This is a genomic window from Ekhidna sp. (assembly GCF_964218185.1).
Classification (GTDB): Bacteria; Bacteroidota; Bacteroidia; order Cytophagales; family Cyclobacteriaceae; genus Ekhidna.
The window spans coordinates 345,423-372,207 of sequence record NZ_CAXPLV010000005.1; the positions used below are offsets into that span (position 1 = coordinate 345,423).

At 41.6% G+C, this 26,785-nt stretch carries 28 protein-coding genes and 1 tRNA gene; 20 read left to right on the forward strand and 9 right to left on the reverse strand.

Features of this window, described 5'->3' with window-relative positions:
- Positions 1–9: 9 nt before the first annotated feature.
- Positions 10–597, reverse strand: coding sequence for a HupE/UreJ family protein (locus ACEQZT_RS06955; protein WP_370088596.1), 588 nt, complete (start codon positions 595–597; stop codon positions 10–12).
- A 104-nt stretch (positions 598–701) separates the two neighbouring features.
- Here ACEQZT_RS06955 and ACEQZT_RS06960 point away from each other — a divergent pair, with 104 nt between their 5' ends.
- Entirely contained in the window at positions 702–1,187 is a 486-nt protein-coding gene (locus ACEQZT_RS06960) for a DUF6702 family protein (protein WP_370088598.1), read from the forward strand.
- Between the two features lie 386 nt (positions 1,188–1,573).
- On the opposite strand, the gene ACEQZT_RS06965 is transcribed toward ACEQZT_RS06960, so the two are convergent.
- The 4 genes from ACEQZT_RS06965 to ACEQZT_RS06980 are packed head-to-tail and all read right to left on the reverse strand — an operon-like array spanning position 1,574 to position 4,189.
- A complete protein-coding gene (locus tag ACEQZT_RS06965) occupies positions 1,574–1,990 on the reverse strand; it encodes an energy transducer TonB (RefSeq protein WP_370088600.1) in 417 nt (138 codons plus the stop codon).
- 12 nt (positions 1,991–2,002) lie between these two features.
- Positions 2,003–2,536, reverse strand: coding sequence for an RNA 2',3'-cyclic phosphodiesterase (gene thpR / locus ACEQZT_RS06970; RefSeq protein WP_370088602.1), 534 nt, complete (start codon positions 2,534–2,536; stop codon positions 2,003–2,005).
- Positions 2,529–3,329, reverse strand: a complete 801-nt coding sequence (locus tag ACEQZT_RS06975) for an alpha/beta hydrolase (protein ID WP_370088604.1) — start codon at positions 3,327–3,329, stop codon at positions 2,529–2,531. Before ACEQZT_RS06975 ends, thpR begins: the two co-directional genes overlap by 8 nt.
- A complete protein-coding gene (locus ACEQZT_RS06980; protein ID WP_370088606.1) occupies positions 3,326–4,189 on the reverse strand; it encodes an alpha/beta hydrolase in 864 nt (287 codons plus the stop codon). Before ACEQZT_RS06980 ends, ACEQZT_RS06975 begins: the two co-directional genes overlap by 4 nt.
- Positions 4,190–4,236: 47 nt before the next feature.
- On the opposite strand from ACEQZT_RS06980, the gene ACEQZT_RS06985 reads away from it, so the two are divergent.
- Positions 4,237–6,690 (forward strand): zinc-dependent metalloprotease, encoded by a 2,454-nt coding sequence (locus ACEQZT_RS06985; RefSeq protein WP_370088608.1) that lies wholly within the window; start codon positions 4,237–4,239, stop codon positions 6,688–6,690.
- A gap of 225 nt (positions 6,691–6,915) precedes the next feature.
- Positions 6,916–7,335, forward strand: coding sequence for a transposase (locus tag ACEQZT_RS06990; RefSeq protein ID WP_370088609.1), 420 nt, complete (start codon positions 6,916–6,918; stop codon positions 7,333–7,335).
- Between the two features lie 64 nt (positions 7,336–7,399).
- Here ACEQZT_RS06990 and ACEQZT_RS06995 read toward each other — a convergent pair whose 3' ends face one another.
- Positions 7,400–7,546 (reverse strand): hypothetical protein, encoded by a 147-nt coding sequence (locus ACEQZT_RS06995; protein ID WP_370088611.1) that lies wholly within the window; start codon positions 7,544–7,546, stop codon positions 7,400–7,402.
- A gap of 264 nt (positions 7,547–7,810) precedes the next feature.
- Here ACEQZT_RS06995 and ACEQZT_RS07000 point away from each other — a divergent pair, with 264 nt between their 5' ends.
- From ACEQZT_RS07000 to ACEQZT_RS07010, 3 genes are read left to right on the forward strand one after another with little or no spacing between them, the layout of a single operon-like run.
- Positions 7,811–8,632: a prephenate dehydratase gene (locus ACEQZT_RS07000; protein WP_370088613.1), complete on the forward strand. Its 822-nt coding sequence runs from the start codon at positions 7,811–7,813 to the stop codon at positions 8,630–8,632.
- Complete coding sequence (locus tag ACEQZT_RS07005) at positions 8,625–9,788, forward strand: pyridoxal phosphate-dependent aminotransferase (protein ID WP_370088615.1); 1,164 nt, start codon at positions 8,625–8,627, stop codon at positions 9,786–9,788. The genes ACEQZT_RS07000 and ACEQZT_RS07005 overlap by 8 nt, the downstream gene beginning before the upstream one ends.
- On the forward strand, positions 9,785–10,873 hold the full coding sequence (locus ACEQZT_RS07010) for a chorismate mutase (RefSeq protein WP_370088617.1): 1,089 nt from the start codon (positions 9,785–9,787) through the stop codon (positions 10,871–10,873). The genes ACEQZT_RS07005 and ACEQZT_RS07010 overlap by 4 nt, the downstream gene beginning before the upstream one ends.
- Here the strand turns inward: ACEQZT_RS07010 and ACEQZT_RS07015 are convergent, their stop codons facing one another.
- Positions 10,874–11,485: an NYN domain-containing protein gene (locus ACEQZT_RS07015; RefSeq protein ID WP_370088619.1), complete on the reverse strand. Its 612-nt coding sequence runs from the start codon at positions 11,483–11,485 to the stop codon at positions 10,874–10,876.
- A gap of 188 nt (positions 11,486–11,673) precedes the next feature.
- On the opposite strand from ACEQZT_RS07015, the gene ACEQZT_RS07020 reads away from it, so the two are divergent.
- The gene (locus ACEQZT_RS07020; protein ID WP_370088621.1) at positions 11,674–12,639 is read left to right on the forward strand and encodes a polyprenyl synthetase family protein; all 966 of its coding nucleotides are present in this window, start codon (positions 11,674–11,676) and stop codon (positions 12,637–12,639) included.
- A gap of 51 nt (positions 12,640–12,690) precedes the next feature.
- Entirely contained in the window at positions 12,691–13,464 is a 774-nt protein-coding gene (gene yaaA, locus ACEQZT_RS07025; protein WP_370088623.1) for a peroxide stress protein YaaA, read from the forward strand.
- Between the two features lie 29 nt (positions 13,465–13,493).
- Here yaaA and ACEQZT_RS07030 read toward each other — a convergent pair.
- Positions 13,494–13,568: transfer RNA gene (locus tag ACEQZT_RS07030), tRNA-Pro, on the reverse strand.
- A 412-nt stretch (positions 13,569–13,980) separates the two neighbouring features.
- Between ACEQZT_RS07030 and ACEQZT_RS07035 the strand changes: the two genes are divergently transcribed.
- The 9 genes from ACEQZT_RS07035 to ACEQZT_RS07075 all read left to right on the forward strand — a co-directional run bounded on the left by ACEQZT_RS07035 (position 13,981) and on the right by ACEQZT_RS07075 (position 22,887).
- Complete coding sequence (locus tag ACEQZT_RS07035) at positions 13,981–14,736, forward strand: helix-turn-helix domain-containing protein (RefSeq protein ID WP_370088625.1); 756 nt, start codon at positions 13,981–13,983, stop codon at positions 14,734–14,736.
- Between the two features lie 529 nt (positions 14,737–15,265).
- Positions 15,266–16,948 carry a T9SS type A sorting domain-containing protein gene (locus ACEQZT_RS07040; RefSeq protein WP_370088627.1) on the forward strand — a complete coding sequence of 561 codons (1,683 nt, stop codon included), beginning with the start codon at positions 15,266–15,268 and terminating at the stop codon, positions 16,946–16,948.
- A 5-nt stretch (positions 16,949–16,953) separates the two neighbouring features.
- Entirely contained in the window at positions 16,954–17,526 is a 573-nt protein-coding gene (locus tag ACEQZT_RS07045; RefSeq protein ID WP_370088628.1) for a hypothetical protein, read from the forward strand.
- Positions 17,513–18,997 (forward strand): ankyrin repeat domain-containing protein, encoded by a 1,485-nt coding sequence (locus ACEQZT_RS07050; RefSeq protein ID WP_370088630.1) that lies wholly within the window; start codon positions 17,513–17,515, stop codon positions 18,995–18,997. The genes ACEQZT_RS07045 and ACEQZT_RS07050 overlap by 14 nt, the downstream gene beginning before the upstream one ends.
- Positions 18,998–19,019: 22 nt before the next feature.
- Entirely contained in the window at positions 19,020–19,448 is a 429-nt protein-coding gene (locus ACEQZT_RS07055) for a DoxX family protein (protein WP_370088632.1), read from the forward strand.
- 283 nt (positions 19,449–19,731) lie between these two features.
- On the forward strand, positions 19,732–20,127 hold the full coding sequence (locus ACEQZT_RS07060; protein ID WP_370088634.1) for a hypothetical protein: 396 nt from the start codon (positions 19,732–19,734) through the stop codon (positions 20,125–20,127).
- A gap of 175 nt (positions 20,128–20,302) precedes the next feature.
- On the forward strand, positions 20,303–20,839 hold the full coding sequence (locus ACEQZT_RS07065) for a hypothetical protein (RefSeq protein WP_370088635.1): 537 nt from the start codon (positions 20,303–20,305) through the stop codon (positions 20,837–20,839).
- Between the two features lies 1 nt (position 20,840).
- On the forward strand, positions 20,841–22,439 hold the full coding sequence (locus tag ACEQZT_RS07070; RefSeq protein WP_370088637.1) for a WD40/YVTN/BNR-like repeat-containing protein: 1,599 nt from the start codon (positions 20,841–20,843) through the stop codon (positions 22,437–22,439).
- A 10-nt stretch (positions 22,440–22,449) separates the two neighbouring features.
- Complete coding sequence (locus ACEQZT_RS07075) at positions 22,450–22,887, forward strand: hypothetical protein (protein WP_370088639.1); 438 nt, start codon at positions 22,450–22,452, stop codon at positions 22,885–22,887.
- 97 nt (positions 22,888–22,984) lie between these two features.
- Here the strand turns inward: ACEQZT_RS07075 and ACEQZT_RS07080 are convergent, their stop codons facing one another.
- A complete protein-coding gene (locus tag ACEQZT_RS07080; RefSeq protein ID WP_370088641.1) occupies positions 22,985–23,926 on the reverse strand; it encodes a CPBP family intramembrane glutamic endopeptidase in 942 nt (313 codons plus the stop codon).
- Positions 23,927–23,986: 60 nt separating this feature from the next.
- On the opposite strand from ACEQZT_RS07080, the gene ACEQZT_RS07085 reads away from it, so the two are divergent.
- The 3 genes from ACEQZT_RS07085 to pxpA all read left to right on the forward strand — a co-directional run bounded on the left by ACEQZT_RS07085 (position 23,987) and on the right by pxpA (position 26,771).
- Positions 23,987–24,748 carry an NRDE family protein gene (locus ACEQZT_RS07085; RefSeq protein WP_370088643.1) on the forward strand — a complete coding sequence of 254 codons (762 nt, stop codon included), beginning with the start codon at positions 23,987–23,989 and terminating at the stop codon, positions 24,746–24,748.
- Positions 24,745–25,947 (forward strand): Nramp family divalent metal transporter, encoded by a 1,203-nt coding sequence (locus ACEQZT_RS07090; protein ID WP_370088645.1) that lies wholly within the window; start codon positions 24,745–24,747, stop codon positions 25,945–25,947. The genes ACEQZT_RS07085 and ACEQZT_RS07090 overlap by 4 nt, the downstream gene beginning before the upstream one ends.
- Before the next feature lie 74 nt (positions 25,948–26,021).
- Positions 26,022–26,771, forward strand: coding sequence for a 5-oxoprolinase subunit PxpA (gene pxpA, locus ACEQZT_RS07095; RefSeq protein WP_370088647.1), 750 nt, complete (start codon positions 26,022–26,024; stop codon positions 26,769–26,771).
- Positions 26,772–26,785: the final 14 nt, after the last annotated feature.

Sequence of the window (26,785 nt, forward strand, 5' to 3'; positions counted from 1 at the left end):
TAATAATGTTTAATTCAAGTAATTGGTGTCCAGCATAAGCATGAGTGCGATTCCACCCACTGCTGATGAGATGATCATTTTCCAGTCTTTTCTGCTCACTCCTCCAATTCCGACGAAAATGAAGCTAACGATCAGAAATAATCCAACGATTATTATTTGACCTACCTCTAATCCTACATTAAAGGCAAAAAGCTGCAGAATGATTGTTTCGTCCTTGCCAAGAAGTGCACGCAAATAATTGGAAAAACCAAGCCCGTGGATGAGCCCAAAGAAGCCGGCATAGCCGTAATTCCTCCAGATTTTTCCTTCAGCGATTCGCTCCTCCTTTGTGAAGAGGTTGGATATGGCTGTGAAAAGAATCGTCACCGGGATTAGAAACTCAATCAGGTCTGCATTGATTTTGATCACCCGCATAGTGGCCAGCGCCAATGTGATGGAGTGACCAATGGTAAATGCTGTGATGAGAATCAAAACTTTTTTCCAGTCGGTGGACTGGTAGAGGGCACATAGTACCACAACGAAGAGGATATGGTCATAGCCATTTACATCCAAAATATGGTCCAGGCCCAGTCCGTAATACAAGCTAAACTCACTCATGGGGTAGCGAATATAAATCAAGGAGCTGATCTCATGATTTGTTCTAGAAAATGATTTGATAAGCGGTATTGATTGTGGGTACACTGTTTGCGTAGATTTGGCCTATGATTACACTGGCACTCATCTTTTTCCAATCGCTGATGCACCCATTCCATGTGAGTGTGTCTGACATCAAGTACAAGGAGGAGAAGAAAGCGATTCAGATTAGCACACGGATTTTTTTGGATGACCTTGAGCTTGCGTTGCGCGCCTATACCGGAAATGAAACACTGGATATCCTGAAAAAGGAAAACTGGGATTTTGTGAACGAAAACCTGAAACCGTATATGCTGGAGCGAATTACACTATGGGATGAAAAGGATCGGGAGTATGAGCTCAACTACATTGGGGCGGAGATTGAGGATGATGTGATGTGGTGCTACATCGAAATACAAAAGGTGAAGAAGCTGGAGAGGGTGCGAGTGAAAAACACTCTCCTGCATGAGGTATGGGGTGATCAGGAAAACCTGATTCACTTCCGAGCTTTCAATAAAGTGAGGAGCGCGAGATTATTTAAAGGTGAGGATACAGAGGTTTTTGAGTGGGAGTAATGGAAAAGTATATTATCTTTCCAATGATAACATTTGGACAAATGCTATTACACAATTTCAAGAAAAGGAAGCTATCAAATGATGTCAACGATTTTAAAACGAAGCTGTCTTTTCAGGAATCTATAATAATTCCCTTCTTGATAGGTTTTGTATACTCTATAAGTTTGTTAAGGAATTATTCAAGAGACGAATTTCTAGTGCTTGGAATTTTTGCAGTTTTATCTCACTCGATAATTCTTCTAGTAAAGAGACAATACAGCCAAATAACAGTGATTGTGATTTGTATTGAAATAGTCTTTTTACTGGCATCAATTGGATCCTATTTTAATCCTACTTCTATTTAAAAGCACAATTAAATACAATGATGGGGTTTTGAGTGAGAGTGATTAGTCCTTTTTGCCATCCTCCAGCTTAAAAAGAATATTCTGAATCAGAATTTGACGCACAGGTTTACCGTTGATCTTTCCAGGATTCCAAGGAGATGACTTGGCAATAGCCCTCATTGCTTCTTCATCACAGCCAGAACCAATTCCCTTAGCCACTCGCATATTTGTTAATTCTCCGTTTTCTTCCACAATCAATTCCACGAAGATCCTGCCTTCTACTCCTTCTTTTAAAGCGGTTTCTGGATAGCCCATTTCAGAGTCTAAAAAATCATAAAAAGCAACCAGCCCACCAGGAAAGGATGCAGGCTCATCGACTATCGTGTACACACCCGGGTATTTGCTGCTCATTGAGTCCAACTCTTGGGCAGTAGAAAGGGCAACCGTCAGTATAAAGCAGATTGAAGCAATAGTTTTCATCCCACAATCCTACTAAAAATCCACCACATTCCATTTCGTACCATCATGTTTGAGTAGTGAGATTTTCTTCACATGAAAATTGAAACTAACTTCTAGAAACTCGAATTCTTTCTTCGCTTCGTAAAACATTCGCTTTTTCAAATCCCGGAAAGCGATCGTCACATGTGGATGAAATGGTCGATTCTTGTAGTTGGCATTGTCCAGCTTGAGCTGTTTTCGGCAGACATCTACCACTTCTTTTTGTAGCTGATTTAGCTTTTCATTTTCCACCACATCCAGAAATACCACCCTCGGCTCGAAGAAATTAAAATCTTTTAGCTGCACCTCAAAAGGGTCGAAATCACTGTTTAGTTCTTCCATCACTGCTACCAATTCTTCATCACGCTTATCCTTCCACTTAAATGGCATGTGGAGGGTGATATGAGGAGGTGACTTCAGGGCATGTCTGCTCTCATACTTTTCAGCTACTTCCTGCTTCAGCTTGGTTATTTCTTCCTGAATTTCAGGAGGAGGAACCAGCGCTATGAAGTAAAGCGACTCACTCATCGTTCAGAACTTTTTCCATTTCTGCCCAATAGGCATCAAAGGCAGAGAGATCGTTGTGATGCCCTCCTTCGATGGTGATGAACTTTGCATTTTCTCCCAGCGTTTCATAAAGTCGCTTTCCGGATGCGAACGGTACAATTTCATCCTGATCTCCGTGGAAGATGTAGATGGGTGTTTCTACCTTTTCCAGGTATTGAAAATTAGGAAGCTGATACTTTAGCAAAAACCCGGTAGGGTAAATCGGGATGAGAGATCCGGCCACCTCTCTCAAACTGTAAAAAGGTGTTTCTAAAATCAGTTTTTTAGGATTATTTTTTCCAGCAAGATAAGATGCAAACCCAGATCCCAGCGAGCGACCGAAAAGGATAATTCGATCTTCTGTTTCTTTCGTTTTTGCAAACTCATAAATTGCATCGGCATCATGCAACATCCGCACTTGAGATCGTTTGCCGGTACTTTTTCCATAGCCTCGGTAATCCACAATCAATACTTCATATCCCAAATCCACAAACGGACTGACGACCTCTCCCCATCGGGCCAAACTACCGGCATTGCCATGAAAGTAGACAATCAGCTCTTTTGATTCGGGAAGTGTGAAGTGCAGTAAATTGATCTTTGCCCCGTCTTCCATTTCCAGATTATGTTCTTCAAAGTTCTGTTCGAATGAATATTCATAATCCTGATCCAGCGATTCTGGCAAGAAGATAAACTGCTCCTGCAGAAAGTAAAGAATGGCTCCTCCCAGGAGGTAAGTTGCCAGCAGAATAAAGATGAAAATTTTAAAACTGTTCACTGTTTGGCCTTCTTATTTCGGGTAAAATTCAAACTTGATTTTTCCGGATCGATGGGCTTCAGCTCTGAGGAGTTCAGCGCTTCCTCCAGCATCCGGTGATACTCTTCAAAAGTGTGCAGGTTGTTGTGTCCTCCACCAATCACTGAGTAGAGCCGTGTCAAGTCAGGCTTAATGTTAGCAAGGGCTAGACTTGATTTGAAGGGTATCAACCTGTCCTTTGTTCCATGAATGATTTTGATCGGGCACTTTACATATTTTATCCACTTGTAGGTTGTTAATGGAAATTTTAGAATTAGTGAAGCAGGTAAAAACGGGATGTATCGCTTAGCCACTTTTCGCATGCTGTAATAAGGTGATTCCAGCACCAACATTCTGGGATTGTTGTTGCTGGCAAGTTTTGCGGCAAATCCTGAGCCCATCGATCTACCATAAATGATGATGTATTTTTCGTCTACTCGGGATTTCAAAATTTCATACACCTTTTGCAGGTCACTTTTGATTTCTTTCTCAGACCTTCTCCCGGTGCTTTTTCCAAATCCCCGGTAGTCCACCATCACCACGTCAAATCCCAAACGATTAAAATCAATCGCAAACTTTCCCCAGCCTTTAATAGATCGTGAATTGCCCTTCAGATACATAATCACCCCTTTGGGTTTTTCCACACTAAAGTGCACTCCATTGATGCGCACATCATCCCCGATATACAGGTTGTGCTCCTGCACTTTTTGCTCACCATACTTGAATTTGAAATCGGATGGAAGCTTTTCGGGCTTAAATAAAAACTTCTCCTGTAAGAAATATGCCGCTACATTGACGATAACATAGGTTGATACAATTACTATGATGATTGTTGTGACCAATGTTTTAATTTATGGTTTTAATTCTACGGCTCATTAAATATAACGAAATGAAAAACCCACAACTCACCCTCACCATTTTAGTGATCATGTTTTTAGTTGGTTGCCAGCAAACTCCGGCTACTTCTGCCCCCCAGCAAAGTACAGACCCGATCGCTGAATTCACTTCAGAAATGAATAAGCAGGAAGGCTTCTTCAATTTCTATTACGATGAAGAAGTGGGCAGAATATTTCTGGAAGTTGACAAAGTGGGACAGGAATTTCTTTACGTGAATTCCCTCGCTGCAGGTATTGGTTCCAATGACATTGGTTTGGACAGAGGTCAGTTGGGAGGAGAACGTGTTGTTCGTTTTGATAAGCATGGAAATAAGCTGTTGCTCATCCAGCCAAATTTGGACTATAGGGCGGTGAGTGACAATCAGGATGAGGTGAGATCAGTTGCGGAGGCTTTTGCGAGCTCGGTCATTGGTGGTTTTGAAATCACCTCAAAAAATAGTTCGGCGTACCTGATTGACATCACCGATTTTCTACTTCGGGATTCGCATGACGTGAGTGGGCGATTGAGAGGATCCAATCAAGGTAGTTTTTCAGTTGACAAATCACGATCCGCCATCTACATTGATGGTACGTTCAATTTTCCTAAAAATACAGAGTTTGAGTCGCTTCTTACTTTCAGCGGAGATGCAAAAGGTTGGTGGCTTAGGTCAGTTACTCCCACACCTGATGCTGTTACGGTCCGCACGCATCATTCATTTATTGAATTGCCAGACGATGATTACACGCCACGAGTATTTGACCCAAGAAGTGGCTTTTTTAACATCTCCTATCAGGATTATGCAACCCCTATCGAGGAGCCATTGGTGAAGCGATTCATTGTGCGTCACCGACTAAAAAAGAAAGATCCCAATGCGGAGGTGAGTGAGGCTATTGAGCCAATCATTTATTATGTAGACAGAGGAGCCCCAGAGCCTGTAAGGTCAGTACTAATTGAAGGGGCTAGCTGGTGGAATCAGGCCTTTGAGGCTGCAGGATACAAAGACGCTTTTCAGGTGAAGGTGATGCCGGAAGGAGCCCATCCGTTGGATGTGCGATACAATGTCATTCAATGGGTGCATCGATCTACCCGTGGCTGGAGCTATGGTGGAGGCGTTACCGATCCTCGTACGGGAGAAATGATCAAGGGACATGTAAGCCTTGGGTCACTTAGAGTAAGACAAGATTTTTTAATAGCTACAGGTCTATTACAGCCCTATGAAAACGGAGATGAAACTCCAAATGCCATGACAGAAATGGCACTGGCCCGATTACGACAGCTGTCTGCCCATGAGGTGGGACATACCATCGGCTTGGCACACAATTTTGCGGCGAGCGTAAATGATCGTGCATCGGTGATGGACTACCCTCACCCATATGTAAAGATGGATGATCAGGGGAATATTGATCTCAGTGAGGCATATGACGATAAAATTGGCGCGTGGGATAAAGTGACCATTACCTACGGGTACAGTGATTTTCCGGAAGGTGAGAATCAAGATAAGCTGAATGCCATTTTAGATGAAGCGTTTGACAATGATTTAAGATACATCACCGATCAGGATGCACGTCCATCAAGCGGTCTTCATCCTGAGGCGCACCTTTGGGACAATGGAACCAACGCTGCGGTAGAGCTGAATCGAATGATGAAAATCAGAAAAACCATCTTGGATAAGTTCTCTGAAAAAGCCATCAAAACAGGAATGGCGATGAGTTCCATTGAGGAGGTACTAGTACCGATGTATTTGTTTCACAGATATCAGGTAGACGGAACTTCTAAATTGATTGGGGGCCTAAACTACAGCTATGCGCTGCGAGGAGGAGATGAGGTCGTTACAGAAATGCTGTCGTCAGACGAGCAAATGGCTGCTTTAGAGGCGTTGCTCAATACGTTGAAAGTCGAGAATCTCAAATTACCGGAACAACTATTGGGTCAAATTCCGCCACGTGCTTTTGGCTATGGGCGTTCACGAGAGACCTTCCAGTCTCGCACCGGGCCTGCTTTTGACTACCTGGCGGCAGTGGAGACGGCAGCCAGCCTTCCGTTCGGCTTCATTTTCAATGCTGATCGATTCAATAGGCTTCTAGCGTACAAATCGCGTAATGCAAATCAGCCGGGAGTGGATGCTGTCCTTAACCGTGTCGCTACTGCAGTTTGGATGTCGCCATCCGCCAATGCTTCGGATCGAACCATTGAACGAGTGGTAGAGATGGAAATGCTGAAGCACCTCATGGGTCTGGCTGTCCATGATCGGGCATACGATGAGGTCCGGGCAAAGGCCATTGCTAAAATCAAGGAAATCAAGTCATTTGCATCCGGCCGAACAGCAAGAAAGACAAATGATGATGGAGTTTACTATCAGTATGTAGTGTCTCAGATAGATCGTTTTCTTGAGGAGCCAAATGAATTTAAAATTCCGGATCCAATTACAGCACCGGATGGTTCTCCGATAGGGAGTTGTGATTTTTAAAAAGATTAAACTCTGATTGACTCAATCCTGAAAGATCTCGAAGACCTGTCAGGGCTTAATAACTATCATGGAAGCTGGTAAGTTTTATCATATTTATAATCACGCGAATGGGAATGAAAACCTTTTTCGCTGTGATGAAAATTATAATTTCTTTCTAAAAAAATGGAGTCATCATATTGAATCCATTGCAGATTCTTATGCCTATTGCCCAATCACTTTCATTTTTTGGTTCGAATAAAGGATGAAGTTGAATTAGAAAAGTTAGATCTGACAGGTTTCGAAAACCTGTCAGATCTTATATCTAAGAAGTTTAGTAATCTGTTTGTTAGTTATGCAAAGGCATACAACAAAATGTATGAAAGAAGAGGATCATTATTTAATCGTCCTTTCAAAGCGAAGGAGATTGAAAATGAAAATTATTTAACGAATATAATTTTCTATATCCATCACAATCCTCTTCACCATGGATTCACGAAATCAATAGCTGATTGGGAGCATAGCAGCTATCATGCGATCGTATCGAATAAACTGACTAGATTAAAACGGAAAGAGGTTCAAAACTGGTTTGGTTCAAAAAGGGATTTTAGAGAGTTTCATAATCAGGCGATTAAGGGACTCGAAAAACTCGAATTAGAGTTTACCTGATAAAGGGCTATATCTGACAGGTTTTCAAAACCTGTCAGATATTCTAAGACCTACTTTATCTTCCCTACTTTAAGAGATCCCTCCAATTGTAATCATCAACTCCTTCTTCAGCTATTCTTATAATGCTATCATCATCGCCAAGAGACTTGTATGATTTAGCATATTCGGCTTTATTTAGTTGGTCAATGTAATTGCAATTAGTTTGCTTCATCAGCATATTTAATAATTGAAAGTTCATTCTTTTTTTGAAGTCAAGCAAAATAATTCCCTTTCCACCTTGCATTTAAAAAATTTCTCGCTTCTATTTACCCACGTATGAACGCACTCAGATCATTTTACTTTAGCTTTTATTTCTTTTATCCAAAGCGGATAACGGGGTGGCTATAGTATATCTGGTGTAAAGAAATTTACAGAAGGCCTCCCCAAAAGGGAGGCCTTTTTTATTGCTCAAATTTCAAATTGTGGATTAGATAAAATGAAAAAGAAGGTCGCAATACAGGGCTTAAAAGGAAGCTTCCATCACGAGGCAGCACAGCACTACTTTGGAGAACAAGTTGTGCCGGTGGAATGTAAAACATTCCCTGAAGTGGTGAGTAAGGTGCTCAAATCAGAAGTTGATTTTGCCTTGATGGCGATAGAAAACTCACTGGCCGGGAGCATCATCCCAAATTACTCCCTACTCAGACAAAAAGAGCTGAGCATCTGTGGAGAAATTATTCTTCGGGTAAGAATGAACCTGATGGTTTACAACAACACGACGCTCAATGATGTCAAAGAAATCCATTCGCATCAGATGGCCATTCGCCAGTGCTCCGCATTCCTTCAGACTCACCCATCAGTGAAAATTGTGGAGGCTTTTGATACGGCCGGGAGTGCACAATTCATTCGGGAAAATAAGCTAAAGCATGTGGCAGCTATTGCCAGTGCTGAGGCAGCCAAAACCTATGGATTATCAATTATTGAAAAGGGAATTGAAAATGAGGAAAGCTTCACACGCTTTCTAGTCTTGTCTAAAGAGGACATTTCAACGGACTTCAACAAGGCATCTCTTTATATGGAGACTGCCCATGAGCCAGGTTCACTGGCGAGTGTTCTAAATGTCATTAGTGAGCATGGTATCAACCTGAGCAAGCTGCAATCGCACCCTGTTTCCGGGCGAAAAAGAACCTATGGATTTTTTATTGATCTCGAGTTTGACTCCATGGATCAATGGCATAAAACCAAGGCAGCTCTGCAAGGCTTGACTGTGGTTTTGGATGTATTGGGGATTTACAAAAAAGGAAAAACGTATGAATAGCACATTATCAGCCAGACGAATCAATGGTATCGGCGAATACTATTTTTCAAGTAAACTTCAGCAAATTGATGCCATTCGAAAGAAGGGGATTGAAGTGCTAAACCTGGGAATCGGAAGCCCCGACCTCCCGCCACACCCGGCAGTCATCCAGGAATTTAACATGGCTATTCTAGAGGAGGGTGCGCATCAATATCAGAGTTATAAAGGGCTGCCTGAGCTTCGTCAGGCGATTGCAACTTGGTATCGCCAATATTTTCAGTGCGAGCTTGATTCAGAGATGGAGATCTTGCCTTTGATTGGGTCTAAGGAGGGCATCACTCACATCAGCATGTCGCTGTTGGATGAAGGTGATGAAGTGCTTGTCCCAAATCCGGGATATCCTGCCTATGAGACAGCTTCTAAAATTGCCGGAGGCAAAGTGGTGCACTATGATTTGTTGGAGGAAAATGGATACCATCCGAATTTCAGTGAGTTGGAAAAAATGGATCTAACCAAAGTGAAACTCATGTGGGTCAATTACCCCCATATGCCTACAGGGACGTCAGGTTCGGATCAGCTTTTCAAAGATTTGATTCAGTTTACCAGGAATCACAACATCATTTTGATAAATGATAATCCGTATGCATTCATACTTACCAAAACCCCAGGAAGCCTTCTGTCATATCGTTCTAAAGAAGATCATGTACTTGAGTTAAATAGTCTTTCCAAATCTCACAATATGGCTGGCTGGCGTGTTGGGATGTTACTGGGAAACCAGAAGCTGATTGAAACAGTTTTAACCTTCAAAAGTCAAGTGGATTCTGGCCAGTTTAAGCCAATGTTGAAAGCCGCGATCAAAGCACTGAGCCTGGATCAAAGTTGGATTGATGAGGTGAACAAAGCGTATAGGCAGAGAAAAAACCTGGTACATAAAATTCTGGATACCCTGAATTGTAAGTACAATCCGGACACCTCAGGCATGTTTGTTTGGGGGCAAATCCCACCTCAAGTGGAGAGCGCTGAGTGCTTTTCGGATTGGCTTTTGGAGAAGTATAAAATCTTCGTTCCACCGGGTTCCATTTTCGGATCCAATGGAAAAAGGTACATTCGCTTTTCACTTTGTAGTCCTGAAAGCGTGTGGAATGAAACATTAAATCGCCTAAAAGAAACAAAATGAAGACATCTCCGATTGAAATATTTGAGCAAAAGCGTCCGGTTATTATTTCAGGGCCCTGCAGTGCAGAATCTGAAGAGCAGGTGCTCGAAACATGTGCTGCAATAACGAAATCAGGCAAAGTAGACATCCTCAGAGCTGGGATATGGAAGCCCAGAACCAGACCCAATTCCTTTGAGGGAATGGGTGCCCCGGCATTGAAATGGCTAAAGCAGGCAGGTAAGGATGCGGGTCTTCCAGTAGCAGTAGAAGTTGCCAACGCATCACATGTAGACGAGGCATTGAAACAGGAAATAGATGTGTTGTGGGTTGGTGCTCGCACCACGGTAAATCCATTTTCAGTACAGGAAATTGCAGATGCTCTGAAGGGAACGGATGCTACGGTGATGGTCAAAAATCCTGTGCATGCGGATATAGAACTGTGGACCGGAGCATTAGAGCGATTGCATGGAGCTGGTATTACCAGGCTTGGACTAATTCACCGAGGGTTTGCGCAATATGGAAATTCAGTATATCGCAATGATCCGAAATGGCAACTTCCTATCGAAATGAAACGAAGGTTTCCGGATATACCTCTGGTCTGCGATCCAAGCCACATCTGTGGAAAGCGCGACCTTCTTCATGCAGTTGCTCAGCAAGCATTGGATATGGATTTTGACGGTTTGATGCTCGAGTCTCACATTGATCCGTCCATCGCCATGAGTGATAAAGATCAGCAAGTGACACCAGCAGATTTGGAAGTCATCATTGACAATCTGGTAGTTAGGAGACCTACTATTTCGGACGAAGATCTCTCGCAAAAACTATCTATGCTTAGAAGCCAAATTGACCTTATTGATGATGATCTGATTAAGCTTTTAGGTGAGCGAATGAAGGTTGCAGAGGAGATAGGATTGGTGAAAAGAGAGAAGGGCATCACCATTCTCCAAACCAACAGATGGGAGGAAATCATTGAGAAGGCCTCATCCAATGGAATGCTTCAGGGATTGTCCAAAACCTTCATGATCCGATACCTGAATGCGATTCATCAGGAGTCTATTGAACATCAAAATGATGTGATGAACCAGTCGGAGCTAAAAGAGAGGTAATCATTTCCAACTTCGTGGTTTTTTTATTTTATGACCGTTTTTTAGTGTTACAATATTCGGTAGAAGGCTTTGCTTAAATCTCTTCTCAAAATGACCTAATTTTATGATTGAGTCACTGTTGTTTTTTAAATCTACCGAGTGTCTATCAGGAGGGAAATGGGTATAAATTTTATGTTTTTGATATAGTTGCTTTATTAGTTTGATGGGTGGAACTAAATCACTATCCGCACTAACTAGTATTGATGTGTCACAATTTCCTTGAATAACATTACGAATCATTTCAACAGCAATGTTTACATCGGTTTGTTTCTCTTCAAATGTTTTTAGAATCTTTCCTTTATAGTTGATTTTTTTATTCACATACTTTCCAAGCACCAATTTGAATTTAGGATTCAACAAATTGGCGCTAAAGAAAAGGTCTTGACGATCTTTTTTACCCTGATTGTTAATTGGAATAGCAGTGCAGTAAAATACCTCATTTAGTACTTGGCCTTCATTCATGAAACATTCAAAGAAGGATACTATATCTAGCCAGTAATACTTTTTCCAACCTTTATTTTTCAATCCATAATAAAAATTGAACCCATCTATATAGACGTTAACTTTGATCATTCTAGGGACAAAAAAAAGCTCCGTTTCCGGAGCGGATCCAGCGATATCTCACACTGGAGGGGTTACGCGAAAATAACATGTATTCTTAAAGATACAAGTATTCACAATCATAAAAACGTTAAATAAATCAAATTGTTCCACGAATAATACAAACACTTTTACGAAAGACGTGTTATATCTTGCGGCCAATGAAGGATTTACTCGCAAAAATTGATACTGCCCTTGCCAGTTTACCCCTAGGCAAACATCCTCAAAACCTGTATGATCCAATCAGGTACATATTATCTCTTGGCGGTAAGCGATTGCGACCCATGCTTGTTTTGCTAGGCTATGGATTGAAAAAGGATGATCCGGAATCAGTAATAGACCCGGCGCTGACAGTAGAAGTCTTTCATAATTTCACGTTGATGCATGACGATATCATGGATCTGGCGCCAATCAGAAGAGGCAAGCCAACTGTGCATGAAAAGTGGAACAATACCGTTGCTATTCTGAGTGGTGACACCATGATGGTGAAGGCCTACGATCAGCTATTGACTGGGCCAAAAGAATCGCTTGCATCCGCTATTCAAAAATTCAACAGATGTGCTGTGGAGGTATGTGAAGGACAGCAGCTGGATATGAATTTCGAGGAATTTGAAACAGTCACAGAAGATCAGTATATCGAGATGATTCGGTTGAAAACGGCAGTGCTCCTTGGTTTCAGTTTGGAATACGGAGGACTGCTATCTGGGATGAATGAAGAACAGCTGACCAAGCTTAATGAGATTGGACAGAAGGCTGGAATTGGTTTTCAATTAATGGATGACCTTCTGGATGTCTATGGTGATAAGACCAAGTTTGGCAAACAGGTAGGTGGTGATATAGTCTCCAATAAAAAGACGTATTTATTGATCAAAGCATTAGAGTTGGCCAATGCATCTCAAAGAAAAGAGCTGGATGGTTGGCTCTCGGCCTCCGAGTTTGATATAAGTGAAAAAGTAGAGGCTATAAAAAATATTTATGAGGAGCTTGGCATCTTTGAGCTCACACAATCAAAAATGAACGGCTATTACGATGAGGCGTTTACCTTGCTGGATGAGCTAGATGCCCGTGCTGAAGGCAAACAACAACTTGCTGACTTCTTCAGAAAACTAATGAAGAGGGAAAGGTAAATCACTAACCATCTTTGTTTTAGCCTGTTTAAATAGAAAAAGGAGACAGACATGATTGCAGTAGTATCCCCCGCCAAAAACCTGGATTTCAAAACACCGTATGAGACAGCTACCACTCAGCCAAGATTGATGGAATGCACTAAGGAGCTGATCGATGTGATGCGGAAAAAATCTGTTGATGAGGTGAAAGACCTGATGAGCATTAGTAAGCAATTGGCAGGATTGAATGTTCATCGATTCAAGGAATTTGAGGCCGAGCATACGATTGAGAATGCCAAGCCTGCCGCACTCGCGTTCAATGGGGATGTCTATCAGGGGCTTAAGGCGGAGGCTTTTGATGAAAAGAAGATGGCCTTTGCTCAGAAGCATTTTCGAATCTTGTCCGGACTATACGGACTCCTTCGTCCTTTGGATTTGATCCAGCCATACAGGCTGGAAATGGGGACTAAGCTGGCGTTTGACGATTATAAGACGCTCTATGATTATTGGGATCGAAAGATTTTGAACTTGCTACTGGAAGACCTGAAAGCCCAGGGTGATGACATCATTTTGAACCTGGCCTCTAACGAATACTTTAAGTCTATTGATAAGAAAGACATCCCAGCCAGGGTGATTGAGGTGGAGTTCAAGCACTTCAAAAATGGTAAGTACAAGATCATTTCATTCTATGCGAAGAAGGCTCGTGGTATGATGTCCCGGTATGTGATTGAAAATCAAATCACCAATCCGGAGGACTTGAGAGGCTTTGATTATGAAGGATACTACTTTGATGAGAAAGAGTCGACGGAGAATAAACTGGCCTTCAAGAGAGAAAGCAAGAAATAAAAAAAGCCACCATTAGGTGGCTTAAACAGTCGGGATGACTGGATTCGAACCAGCGACCTCCCGCACCCTAAGCGGGTACTCTAACCGGACTGAGCCACATCCCGAACTCCAGTCAAAGATAAGAAAACGTTCTGGGTTAAATCTCGTTTAGAAAACTTCTTATATCTGAATTCAGGGTTTTTGCTTGCCTAATAGTTTTCATAGATGATTCTTCGTTTTGTATTATTATTTCTTTCACTAATTGGCATATTTATATCAGGTTCACTCTTTTTTCGCACCCCAAATTTGCGGAATCGTTCCCTGTCTTTCTTCATTCTGCTTTTTAGCCTTCAGATTCTCAACTTTTTATATGGAACGAGTCAGATTGTCTATTTGTATCCACAATTTATAGGACTTTACTTTTTTACCAGTGGATTCTTGTACGGACCACTATTCTATTTTCATGTTAGGTCATTTAATGAAAATAAGAAAAAAATTAGATGGAAGCATCTATTCCATCTTATTCCGTGTTTGGTAATGATTTGGCTTACCAGAGATTTTTACCTTACTCTGGATGGGTATGACAGGATGCAGATCATTGAAAGTCAGTTTTTCAATAGAATTCTTTATTACAATTATGCTATTGTAGCACATATTGTTGCTTATGGGGTAGTGATCCTTTTGGAAATAAAGCACTTAAGGCATAAGCTGTCAACAGTAGACAAAACATATGTTTTTGGCGTTTGTTCCATATACCTGTTGAGCATGGTTATGCATGCTTTCTTCGTTGAATTTGCTGGGAGCTGGAGAGACTTTACTCCTTACTACCTCACCATTTCTGTCTATTTTTTGCTAGTAGGATATCTGCTTTATACAAATCCAAAGTTCCTCACCAGCATAGGTGGAAAGTATTTTAGCTCAAATCTGGGTGAAGAGGAAATGAAGGCCATCGTTGCAAAAATGGACGCCTTGTTTAAAAGTGAGGGGGTTTTTCTTCAAAGAAACCTTAGCCTTAGTCAGGTAGCCGAAAAGCTAAACATACCGTCCTACAAAATTTCACAATCCCTTTCCACCCATTTAGCTGAGAACTTTAACGACTATGTGAATAAACATAGAATCAAGCATGCAGAGAACTTGCTCAAGAGCAGTGACTTCCAGCATTATAAAATCGAAGCAATAGCAATAGATTCTGGCTTTAACAATAAGGTGACTTTCTACAAGGCTTTTACTGCTATACACCAGATGACTCCTTCTGCCTTCCGCAAAGCGCACATCTACGAAAGGGTTAAATAAAATTAATCATTACCACTTCCGTCTTCATGGATAGAAAAACCTGGAAAAAGAGGAATACTTTAGCCACGACTACTTCACAGGACTTCATTCTGAAATACTGCTTTTGTTGAAATATTTTGTTACTAAAAAGTATGAAGAGGAATTAGTTACTTCTTTTTAGCAATGGTAATGCGAGTAGTTGGTGGGGGTGAGATGCTCAAGCATCCATCCCCTTTATTTTGACTCCATTTACATTGATCCCCGATACTTAGCTTGGCCTAAAAAAAGGGTTAAATAAAATTTATCGTTACCACAACCCTCTTTTTTTCAGATCAAGGGCATCTTTAGACGAGTACTTTAGCCCAGCTTCATTAAAACAATTGATGAATCGGAGTGAAATCAGATCACTTAATCAAGTGACATCATAGTAGAGTATGTGATAGCATTTCGGTTTAATCTTCTCATAATAAACCAATGGAGCGGCAGGGGGTGAGGTGGCATAAGGCAGCACATCCATTCCCTGCTATTTTTTGAGTACAAATGATTGAAGATGAAAAAGGAAATAATCACGATTGCTCTTTTATTTATAGGTGGGCTAACGAGAAGTCAAAACTTTGATTGGGCCATCGCCAATGGGGGTGAATCTTATCAAACTACATATGACATTGTCATTAATGAAGATGGGTCAACATTATCGACGGGTACATTTTATGGGGACATAGACGTAGACCCAGGCGATGATGAGTTGATATTTGCCGCTTCAGGTGGAGAAAATGGAGAAAACATTTACATTCAAAAACTTGATGAAAAGGGAGGTCTTTTATGGGCAAAACAAATTACTGGAAATGTATATAGTCCTTCTATTAGTATTGATCAGTCTGGAAATATTTTTCTATCCGCCACCTTTTCTATTTATACATTAGATGCTGATCCAGGTGAGGCTGAATATATCTTGACACCCACGGGAAGGGATGGCCTTATTTTGAAACTTAATTCAGAAGGAGAGTTTATATGGGCAAAACAAATCGGGGGAGATGACAATCAGAGTGCCACAAGAATAGTAACCGACAATAATGGCAATGTAGTAATTGCAGGTAACTTTAGAGGTACAGCGGACTTCAATCCTAACCAGGCAACCTACGATCTAACATCTAATGGAAATTATGACAACTATCTATTAAAATTAGATGAGAATGGCAATTTCATCTGGGCAATAAGCTATGGAGGCAATGACTGGGAATATACTTATGACCTGTTATTAGATAGCAATGATGAAATTGTTGTATCAGGATACTTTACAAATTCTGTGGACTTTGATAGTGGTGAGGGAACACATGAAGTTAACTCAACTAACACTGGTCAACCCGATGCATTTATTCTAAAACTGAATAAAAATGGGAATTTTCAGTGGGTAACCCAATTTACCAATGTAGAAAATGAAGCTGGTTACTACATCACGATTGATGAGGCTGACAATGTTTATACAGCAGGTAATTTTTATGGGACAGTGACATATGGTGAACACGAATTAACAGCTAGGGGTGACGTTGACATAATTCTGATCAAACTCTCATCAAATGGAGAATTGGTATGGGCACACTCAATGGGAGGTTATTCATGGGACTCAGCTTACGGTATAGCTTCAGATAAAAGTGGATCAGTATACACTACAGGTTTATATGCAGAAATTGTAGATATGGACCCTGGCGAAGGCACCTATAACCTTAGCTCAGTTGACGGATCTGATGACATTTTTGTCCAAAAGATGACTACTTCGGGCGAGTTTGTATGGGCAATTTCTGTTGGTAGTGATGGATTTGATTGGGGGACTACCATTGATGTTTCAACTAACGGGGATGTTTTTGTTGGAGGTAGCTTTAGAGGTACAGTAGATTTCAATTTCTCTGAAGATCAATTCGAAATCACTAGCGTTCATCAAGATGACGCATTTCTTCTAAAACTAATAGACCCTCGTCCACTTGGTGCTGATAAAAAAATAGATGAAATCACACTATTCCCAATTCCAGCCACCGATAAGCTGAATATACGATCAGGTAATTTCAGTATTGCGAATGCCACGTTGCTTAGCCTCACAGGCAATGTTATCCACTCATGGATCTTAAATGGAGAAACTGAAATGGAGATCCCCGAAAATGTTCCCTCAGGGACTTATCTACTTCAGCTCACTGACAAGCAAGGAAATCAGTCGATCTATCGCTTTCAAAAAAACTAACAATCATGAGACAAAAAATCCTTGCGGTTTTAGCCGCTACTATTTTATTATTTATTTGGAATGCCGTTTCATGGATGGCATTGCCTTTTCATTCTCAATCGCTAAACACCCTTCCGGATCAGGTAGTAAAATTTACAGAACTGAGTTCCATTCAGTTGGAAGAAGGTGTTTATCATTATCCGGGACTGCCTGAGAATAGTAGTCCGGAGGCTATCAAAAGCCTTCAACAAAAACTAAAGGATGGTCCACGAGTTCCTCTGATGGTATTTAAGCCCGGGCCTTCTGAATTATTTAATCCCAATGATTTTTTGGTGAGTTTGCTGCTAAACCTCAGCACCGTTAGTGTAGTGCTCATCATATTAATTTCTACGAAATCATCCGGCCTAAAACAGACACTTGCAAATTCCGCCCTACTGGGGGTTTTAATAACAGTCATGTCGGATTTGGCACTGATGAACTGGTATCAGTTACCATGGAGTTTTGTCTGGCCAGCTATCGCTGATCATGTGGTGGGATTAGTGCTGGCCGGATGGATTCTCCATATCATCTGTTTAAAAAAGAACTATGAGAAAAATTAGGATAATACTAAGTATAGCAACTTCTTTCGTTGCGTTGCAAGTCAGTGCATCAACTAGAACTCAGCTAGATAGTTTGTTACAAGTTGCAATTCAATCAAATGATATTCAAAAGGTAAAGCAACTTTTAGAAGACGGAGCAAATCCTGAATTGAAATTCGACTCTGGTTTGGAACCTACTCCCCTAATGTATGCAAGCGCATTTGCAGATGGTGAAATACTTGATATGCTTTTGAAGCAAAGGGTGCCATTGGACGAAATCGATACCAATGGCGATCCAGCAATCAATTGGGCTACCTACTATGGGTATGTTCAAAACATGCAAAAATTGATAGATGCTGGCGCTGACATTGAAATCGAAAGCAAACATGGAGATGCGCTGGATGTGGCCTATAGACTATGGCATGCAGATTCTGTGATAGACGTTTTTCGTGGAACAATTCTGGACAAAAGTGTACCGAAAGAAACCACACAGCTGATCAGAGCTATAAGAGATGGAAAAATTTCTCGAGTTGAATCGATGCTCTCGAAAGGTTCTAACGCTAATGTGAAAGATGGATTGGAGATGTCAGCATTGCATCACGCAGTGCGGGCAAACAACATCAAGGCGGTTTCAACCTTGTTGAATAATGGAGCCAGTCCTGACATCTACAATCGAGTGGGTCAAACTCCATTGACTATTGCGGCACGTTTTGGTTATTTAGATATAGTTAATCTGCTAATCAAAAAAGGAGCCGATGTAAACAAGGCGGATGATGAGTATCGGCTGACACCATTAATAGCCGCTGCAGTGTCTGGAAAACCAGAGGTAGCAGAAGTTTTATTAGATGCAGGTGCAAAACTTGATTTTGAGGATGTTGTCAATCAATCGACAGCCTTGCATTGGGCCATATTCTATCAAAATAATGAGGTGGCCAAACTCCTGATCGATCGGGGAGCTAGCTATACAAAGAAATGTCTGGACGGCCAATACACTGCATATACGCTGGTGATTGGATACGAAAATAAAGAGCTTAAGAATTACATTGAGAATCATAGAGCTATGCAAAATGAGCTTATCGGATCATGGAAAATGAACGAAATCCACTACGTATATCCGGACACTACCTACAAGATGGAAGTGCTTCAGGGGAGTTTGCTCATAGATGAAAAAAGGTACAGCATTATGTACAATCCATCGCCCCGTCCAAGAAAGGCTTTCGAATCCTTATCCAAACCCACTGAGGAAGAAATGTTGGCAGGTTTTCGAAGCATTGTTTTTAATACCGGCCCCTATGAGATAACCGATGATGTGATGCTTGCGCATCCAGACCTGGCTAAGGTGCCGGGATTCGAAGGAGGAAAACAGTATTATCGATACAGGCTTGAAGGTGATAAGCTCTTTTTCAGAATGTATGACGAGACTTATCCGAATGGGGACAAGCCGGAGTGGTATGGGAAAGTTGAAGTGCAATTCATTTTAACTAAAGAATAATTCTACGTCGTAATTCTTTCGTATGAAAATTTTATCAATAGATCAGAAGCTGGCTTCAATGGCTGATTATGGATTTCTCTTCCCTAGAATAGCCTTTGGAATACATTTATTGTACTATTCGTGGGGGTCTGTCACATCACTCGATGTATCTGGAGATGCCTCCTGGCTGGCTGCCCATGGCGTGCCTCTGCCTACACTTGCTGCCTGGGCTTACCTGTTTACAGAATTCTTGGGTGGCATGGCGTTGATTATCGGATTTAGGGTTAGAATGTTTGCTGTCCCTCTAATTATAACCTTTTTGGTTGCATACTTCATGGTTCACCTTAATGACTCATATCAGGATGCTTACCCTGCACTTCAAATGCTGGCCATGTCTTGCTTTTTTCTCTTTGCTGGTAGTGGCAAACCATCATTGGATGAATGGATAAACCAAAGAAAATCTGGTGAGTAAAAAGTATAGATATATTGTTGTCTTTTTCGTGCTGATTCTTCTTCTCGTACCAATAGGTTTCAGGAGGTATTTTTCAGCACTTTTTAGTGGGGAACTACAGAACTGGACAGTACATTTTCATTTAGCTGTGATGACAATATGGTGCCTAATGCTCATTGTTCAGCCCATATTGATTAGCAAAAAACAATACAGCAGTCATAAGTTGATTGGCCGGGCATCATACTTTCTGGTTCCTATTATCCTCCTTTCGATTTGGTTGGTGATCCGTCATTCTTTTTTCAGAATGGAATCACAACTTGCACCAGAGGCAAACCTTGCAATGATCTTCTTTCCCTTTTCTCAAATGCTCCTCTTTGGTGTGTTTTATCTCCTGGCCATTTTAAACAGACACAAATCAGCAATTCACATGAGATATATAATCGTCTCATCCGTATCACTCCTCGGACCAACCATTGGCAGAATAAACTTTGAGGCGGTAGGGCTTGGTGCGATAGATATGGATTTGTGGTTTATGAATTTAACCTTAGGTGGGTTCATTATCTATGACCAAATCAATAAGCTAAAAAGTACACCTTATTATTTCGGTTTGGGGGCTTATGTACTTATGCATTGGGCTTATTATTCGTTCTCATCCACTGATTTGTGGCAAGCAGCTGCAAGAAATCTGTTTTTATTATGATTTTCCAATCTGATTACTTCAATCATTCCAATTAAATGAAAAAACTAAGTCTAATGAATTGGCGTACACGAATAGCATCTACTTTCTACCATTGAATATGAAATCTTCCAGCTTATTGATTTTAATAATCAGCCTTTGTTTAATTAAATGCTCATTTGAAAAAGGAAATTCAATAATGGCAGATGGGAAGATTGAAGAGAATGAATGGATTGGTTCTAAACAAATCATGATTGATCCACAAAATAGCATTTACTATAAATCTGATAATTTTTATTACTACCTAGCTATAAATAGTCAGCTCCCAAAACCATTCTATGTAGACTTATTTATTGAGGAAAATGGAGTTATTAAAAACATACATGCCTCCTCCCAACTAGGAGACAGAGTACTGATAGATACAACCTGGACGGATTATGAGCCTGCGACCCAATGGGGCTACAATGAAGGCTGGACCGCAAACGCTGTAAAGTTTGATCGTCGTAAGATGACTGAAATCAGACAAAATGATCCTGAAGCAAATCCCTATTCAGCCTCCTATATTCCTTATGATGGTTTTGAACTTCAGTTTAGTAAGCGACAATTCAGGCTTGAAGAATCAAAGCTCAGAATTGAGATTAGAAATATGATTGGGCCGGAGGGTTTTGAAACGGTTGTTTTCCCTGCCTCCTCCAGCAGAAAGGACACAAAACATTGGCATCAAATTGATTTTTAGCATGAAACTAGCAGTATACATCATTATCCACCTGACATTTTTCAATGGCTCAGGTCAAACTACCGAACCAGCAAAACCACTTTCAGACAGCCTTACCATCCATAAACTAGCCTATAAAAATCAGGTTTTATGGGGTGTAGACTATGGCACTGGAATTATACTTAGGAGCACTGATACAGGTAAAAGTTGGGAAAGTGCGGCGATTCTCAAAGCAGAATATTTCGAAAAAATTCAGTTTATAGATGATTTGGTAGGCTTTGTATGTGGTGATTACGGGTATGTATACAAGACAAATGATGGAGGAAAAAGCTGGAAGGAAATAAGTCCCCCAATTGATGGTCGGATTACCGAGCGCTACAGAAATGATTCTACAAAATCTCAACAACCTGAAGGTCAGTTCATTGCTTACTACGATATGTCTTTTAAAGATTCAAAAAATGGTTTTGTCTCCGGATTTAAAATGAGACCCAAGGTTGGTGGAAGTTCTTTTCAGCCACTTGCATTCACTACTCAGGATGGTGGTATCTCCTGGGACGAAACAACAATCAAGGAATTAAAAAAACACGAATTCATACCCACTGAAGAACAAGAACAAGTCTATCAAGGCGGAGTGTTTTCCTTGGGCGATCAGCTTAAGTGGCGCACAAAAAAAGTTGAAGGGGAATTTGTGGTTCAGAAATCTTCGGATGGAGGGCAATCATGGGATGCATCAAGACTGCCTGGATACAATGGAAAGGACAAGTGGATGCTTAGAAAAATCTTATTTCTTGACAATCAAAGGGGATTAGTCTTTGGAGGAACACTTGACGATAAAGAGAAGGCCCTACTTTTTCTAACACATGACGGAGGTCTTAACTGGGTACAGCACGAAGTGGATTGGCCACATATTCATGATGCAATTCTTGTGGAGAACAGCATTTTTATTTCAGGAAAGAATGGTTTTTTCAAGGTTATTGACCCATCCACTTTGAGATCCCCGTGGACAAGCTTAGAAGAGCTCGATTTGAAATATCAAATAGACGGGAGTATTTCCGGCTTAGAGATTAGAGACACTGCTGCATTCAAGCAGATCTCCAGATCCACCTTTCATGTGATAAAACGATCGAAGGAGTTTACCTACATCGGCATTCGGTCAAACAATTCTACAATTCTCAATGCCTATTTAATCAATGCGGATTCCTTTAAAGTATTTCATGCCTCAGCAGCGCTGGGAGAGGTAAGTTATCAAAGAGAAAAGCAAAATTTCACAACTCAAAGTGATGAGTTCGAGTGGATCTACAGAGATCCAAATAGTTGGGATGAAAAACACCCGGAAGGTGCGAATTCGATTGAATCTTTTTATGATCGTTTTGGATGGATGGCAAGTACCTGGACGATGGGCTCCTATCGGGAGTTTGAGATGTTGATTTCGAATCAACACTTTGCAGACCAATCAAAATTGCTGGTTAGCTTTTCTGCTGTGAGGGGAGAAGAGTACCAAACACTATTCTTTCTGGGTGGAGAGGAAGTTTCTTTGACAGGCGATGACGAACTGGACAAATCATTGCATAACGGATATTTAAAATCCCCTGTCCAGATTAACGATGATATCTATGATTAAATGCGAAGGCATGATTCGTCTAGTTATAGCAATCATACTCTATACCACATTGCAGCAACTTGCTGCTCAGGGTTATTCAGTAGGTTATTCAGCCATAGAGGTCATCGACTCATTGAGGCAAGAGCAATCCCCAAGTAATTTTTTAAGAAAATCTCCTGAAACCCGATTCAGACCTCTTTTAATTCACATCTGGTATCCTGCCTTAAGTGATGGAAATCTTCAAGCTATGTCTCATTGGAATTATCAACTGATCAAACAGGAATTTCAGGAACGCAAAAGATTAAATCAATCACAAAAAAATGCTCTTTTATTTAGGCAGAAACCTAACCTGGACTGGGAATATACAAGAAGGCTTGCCCTATTTGGAGTTAGCCCAAAAGTTCTTTCCAACAGAAGTTGGAGCATACCTGGAAATGCTGAAAGCATCATATTGGCTGAAAGATTTTGATATGAATAAGAAATATCTAGCTGCTATAAAGCAATCAGTAAATGAAGGAATAATAAGTTTAAATGAAAGAGAACTTAAGATCATAGATAGGTACACACTAAGATGATTGCATCCACCCAAATAATTCCATCAGCCATGCCACCCCAAGGTGGATGAAAATTCCACCCCAGATATTGCGGCTGTTGTAGGAAATGATTCCAAGCACATATCCCCCAAACACCGAGCTAATGGTTTCCCCGAGGGGCTTCCCGAAGTGTAGAAAAGCGTAGGTCACGACCATAGGCAGCACTGCATAACCACCCAATGTTCTGGTAAATGCGAAAATGAGAAATCCTCTGAAAATCAGCTCTACTGAAATAAAGCTACTTCCATAGCATAGTTCATAGATGGTCACCAGCCAGCCCTCATTCACTTCCGGATTTACACGCAGGTACAGGTTGGCGCCAGAGCCTCGGTATCTTGGATAGAACTCCTGAATGTCTCCCAGGAACGACCCGATCCAGATGAAAACAGCAGCAATACCCAGAAGGATAAGGTATGGCTGAGCATCAAATTTTTTCCAGCTCAGTCCATAGAAATTTCTGTGCTCATCTCGTTCCAGCATTGGATATAGGATCAGCATGGGGATGACTACCAAAATCAGGCTTGAAGCCCAGTGAACACACCGGATTACGAAGTGATACTCCATTACCGGTAGCACCTTAATCCATTCATCAAATCCGTAGAAAGACCGATCAAGCGCAAGTAATCCAAACCCGATGACGAACTTAACCCAGTAGCTTTTGCTTGTCAGCCACTCCTTTTTCTTCCCGAAGAAATACAGGATGAGACAAACAACGAAGAACGGAACGCCATGAAAGAGAAACATCCATAACCACTTGATCGGCTGCCCATTGTATGAGTCTATTACGCCATCCTCAAAGTCAAATCGATAGTTTAGCACAATACAGATTGCTGTGAAGATCAGAATTGAAGTGTATAGCTTCCAATCAAAATGATCTCGCTGATAATCCTTGAGATATCGAAGAACTTTCTTCATCGGTCAGGTTAATGGTGTTGAAAATTCTAAATTAGACTATTCAACCCAAAAGGAGTCATCATGTGTTTAATCACGTTCGCATATAAATCGCATCCCAAGTACAAGTTTATCCTTGCAGCAAACCGGGATGAATTTTATGCTCGTCCTACGGCAGTTGCCCATTGGTGGGAGGATTATCCGGAAATATTGGGTGGACGTGATTTGGAAGCCTTGGGAACCTGGATGACTATCCATAAGAATGGACGCTTTGCCGCCGTGACCAACTATCGCGACATTAAAAACATAAAAGCGGAAGCCAGATCCCGAGGGGATCTACCGGTCAATTTTTTGCTTGGCACGGATCGGCCAACTATCTACTCACGTGAGGTACATAAAGAGGGCAGTAAGTATAATGGATTTAACCTCATTTGTATGGATCAGGAACTGACGCACGTGAGCAACTATGACGATGAGGTGCATCTTTTAGATCCAGGTATCTACGGACTCAGCAACGCAGTACTGGACACCCCCTGGCCGAAGGTGGAGAGAGCAAAACGAGCTTTCAGCATACTGATCCAGCAGTCCTTCGAGCTGGACCAATTAATAGAAATGATGCAGGATGGTGAAACGGCTGACGATGATCAGCTGCCGGAAACCGGACTGGATTATGAACGTGAGAAAGCGCTATCGGCCATGTGCATTAAAACACCGGATTATGGGACGTGTTGCTCTACAGCCATCACAATTGATTACGATGGAAATGTGAAATTTCTTGAGAGAAGCTATCCGGTTGGAAACCGAAAAGATCAGGCTGTTTCCTTTAGTTTTCAGATTGAAAGATGAAGTTTCTAAAAAAATATTTTGGCCCCAGCACACTGGTAACAGCCGCTTTTATTGGTCCCGGCACGCTCACAGTATGTACCATTTCGGGTGCCAATTTTGGGTATACGCTTCTATGGGTGTTGCTCTTTGCGACAATGGCCACAATCATCTTGCAGGAGATGACAGCTCGCCTTGGTCTGATCACACAGCGTGGACTTGGCGAAGCGATCCGGTCACAGATTGAAAATCCGCTGGGAAGGACGATAGCGATTGTGTTGGTATTTACCGCCATAATAATAGGCAATGCAGCCTATGAAGCCGGAAATATTTCAGGGGCGGTTCTTGGTATATCGGGTGTTTTTGGAAGCCAGTTTCCATGGGCTCTTGTCATAGGTGCTCTTTCCTTTGTCATTCTATTTATCGGTCGTTTCAAATTGATTGAGCAGATTCTTATTGGGTTGGTCGTAATCATGAGTTTTGTATTCATTATCACAGCCATTGTAGTAAAGCCGGATTTGGGTGCAACATTTTCCGGACTGTTTATGCCGTCATTTACCTCGGAAAACCAGCTGGCTATTTTAGGACTAATTGGCACGACTATAGTCCCGTACAACCTTTTTCTTCACGCCTCATCGGTGAGTCAGAAATGGAAAAAGGCAGAGGATTTAGGTGATCTGAAAAAGGAAAATGCCGTCGCTATCGGGCTTGGAGGGATCATTTCCATAGCGATTGTCATTACCAGCGCTACTACCATTTTTGGCAAGGGAGTTTCAGGTATTAGTGATATGGCAGTGCAGCTGGAGCCACTTCTTGGCAGCTGGTCAGCCTATTTTCTGGGAGTAGGATTGTTCGCAGCAGGCATTTCTTCATGCATTACCGCACCACTGGCAGCAGCTTACACCGCACGCGGAATTTTCGGGTGGAAAGTAGAGGCCAGTGATTGGAAGTTTCGAAGTGTCTGGGCGTTTATACTTGTGATCGGAACCATCTTTTCGATGGCAGGCTACAAGCCGATTCAGGTCATTCAGGTAGCGCAGATCGCCAACGGGATCCTCCTGCCGGTGATCGTTTTCTTTCTTATTTATTTGTGCAACAAAAAGTCTTTCCTAAAGAAGTACGTAAATAAACCATGGCAAAATGCATTGGCTGTTCTAGTCATTCTCATCAGCCTGGTGGTGAGCTTCAGAAGCCTGAATAGTGTTTTTGGGTTTTTAGGATGACATTCAATTTCTTGTCATCTCGATTGAAAGGAGAGATATTTACTTAGAAAGTAAAGATTCTCGCTACGCTCGAAATGACACCCCCACAAAGAACCATCGATCTCAACGCCGATCTGGGAGAGCACCCAAACTCCAACCTGGATGAGCAAATCATGCCCTTCATATCGTCCTGCAACATTGCATGTGGAGGTCACATCGGTGATGAAGTTTCGGTGAGAAACACTGTGCGATTGGCTAAACAACATGGAGTTGCCATTGGCGCTCACCCATCCTATCCTGATCCGGAAAACTTTGGGCGAAAGATTATGGAAATGCAACCAAAGGACTTGGCAGAAAGCATTACCAATCAAATCATGCTGGTTCAGCGAATTTGTGAGGAGGAGGATGTGAAGATGCATCATGTGAAGCCTCATGGTGCTTTATACAACCATGCAGCTGCTGATGAGTTTATATCACAACTCATTTATGAAGTACTCAGAGAAATTGCTCCTGATATTTACTGGATGGGACTTGCTCATTCGGTTTCTGAAAAAATAGCTTTGAAAAACGGCCATCCTTTCATAGCCGAGGGGTTTGCAGACCGTCAATACGAACTGGATGGATCACTTCGATCCCGATCTATGGAAGGCGCAGTTTTAACAGCCAATCAGGTGATCGAGCAGGTAGAGGAGTTGGCAATGAATCAGCGGGTGAAAGCCGAAAAATGGCTTGGGCTCAAAGTACAATCCATATGCCTGCATGGAGATACGGCCGGGGCTGTATCTTTAGCCAAAGAAATCAATCAACACCTTGCCGCAAAGGGAATTCAAATCGCTGCAGTTTAATAACCTCACTTGGA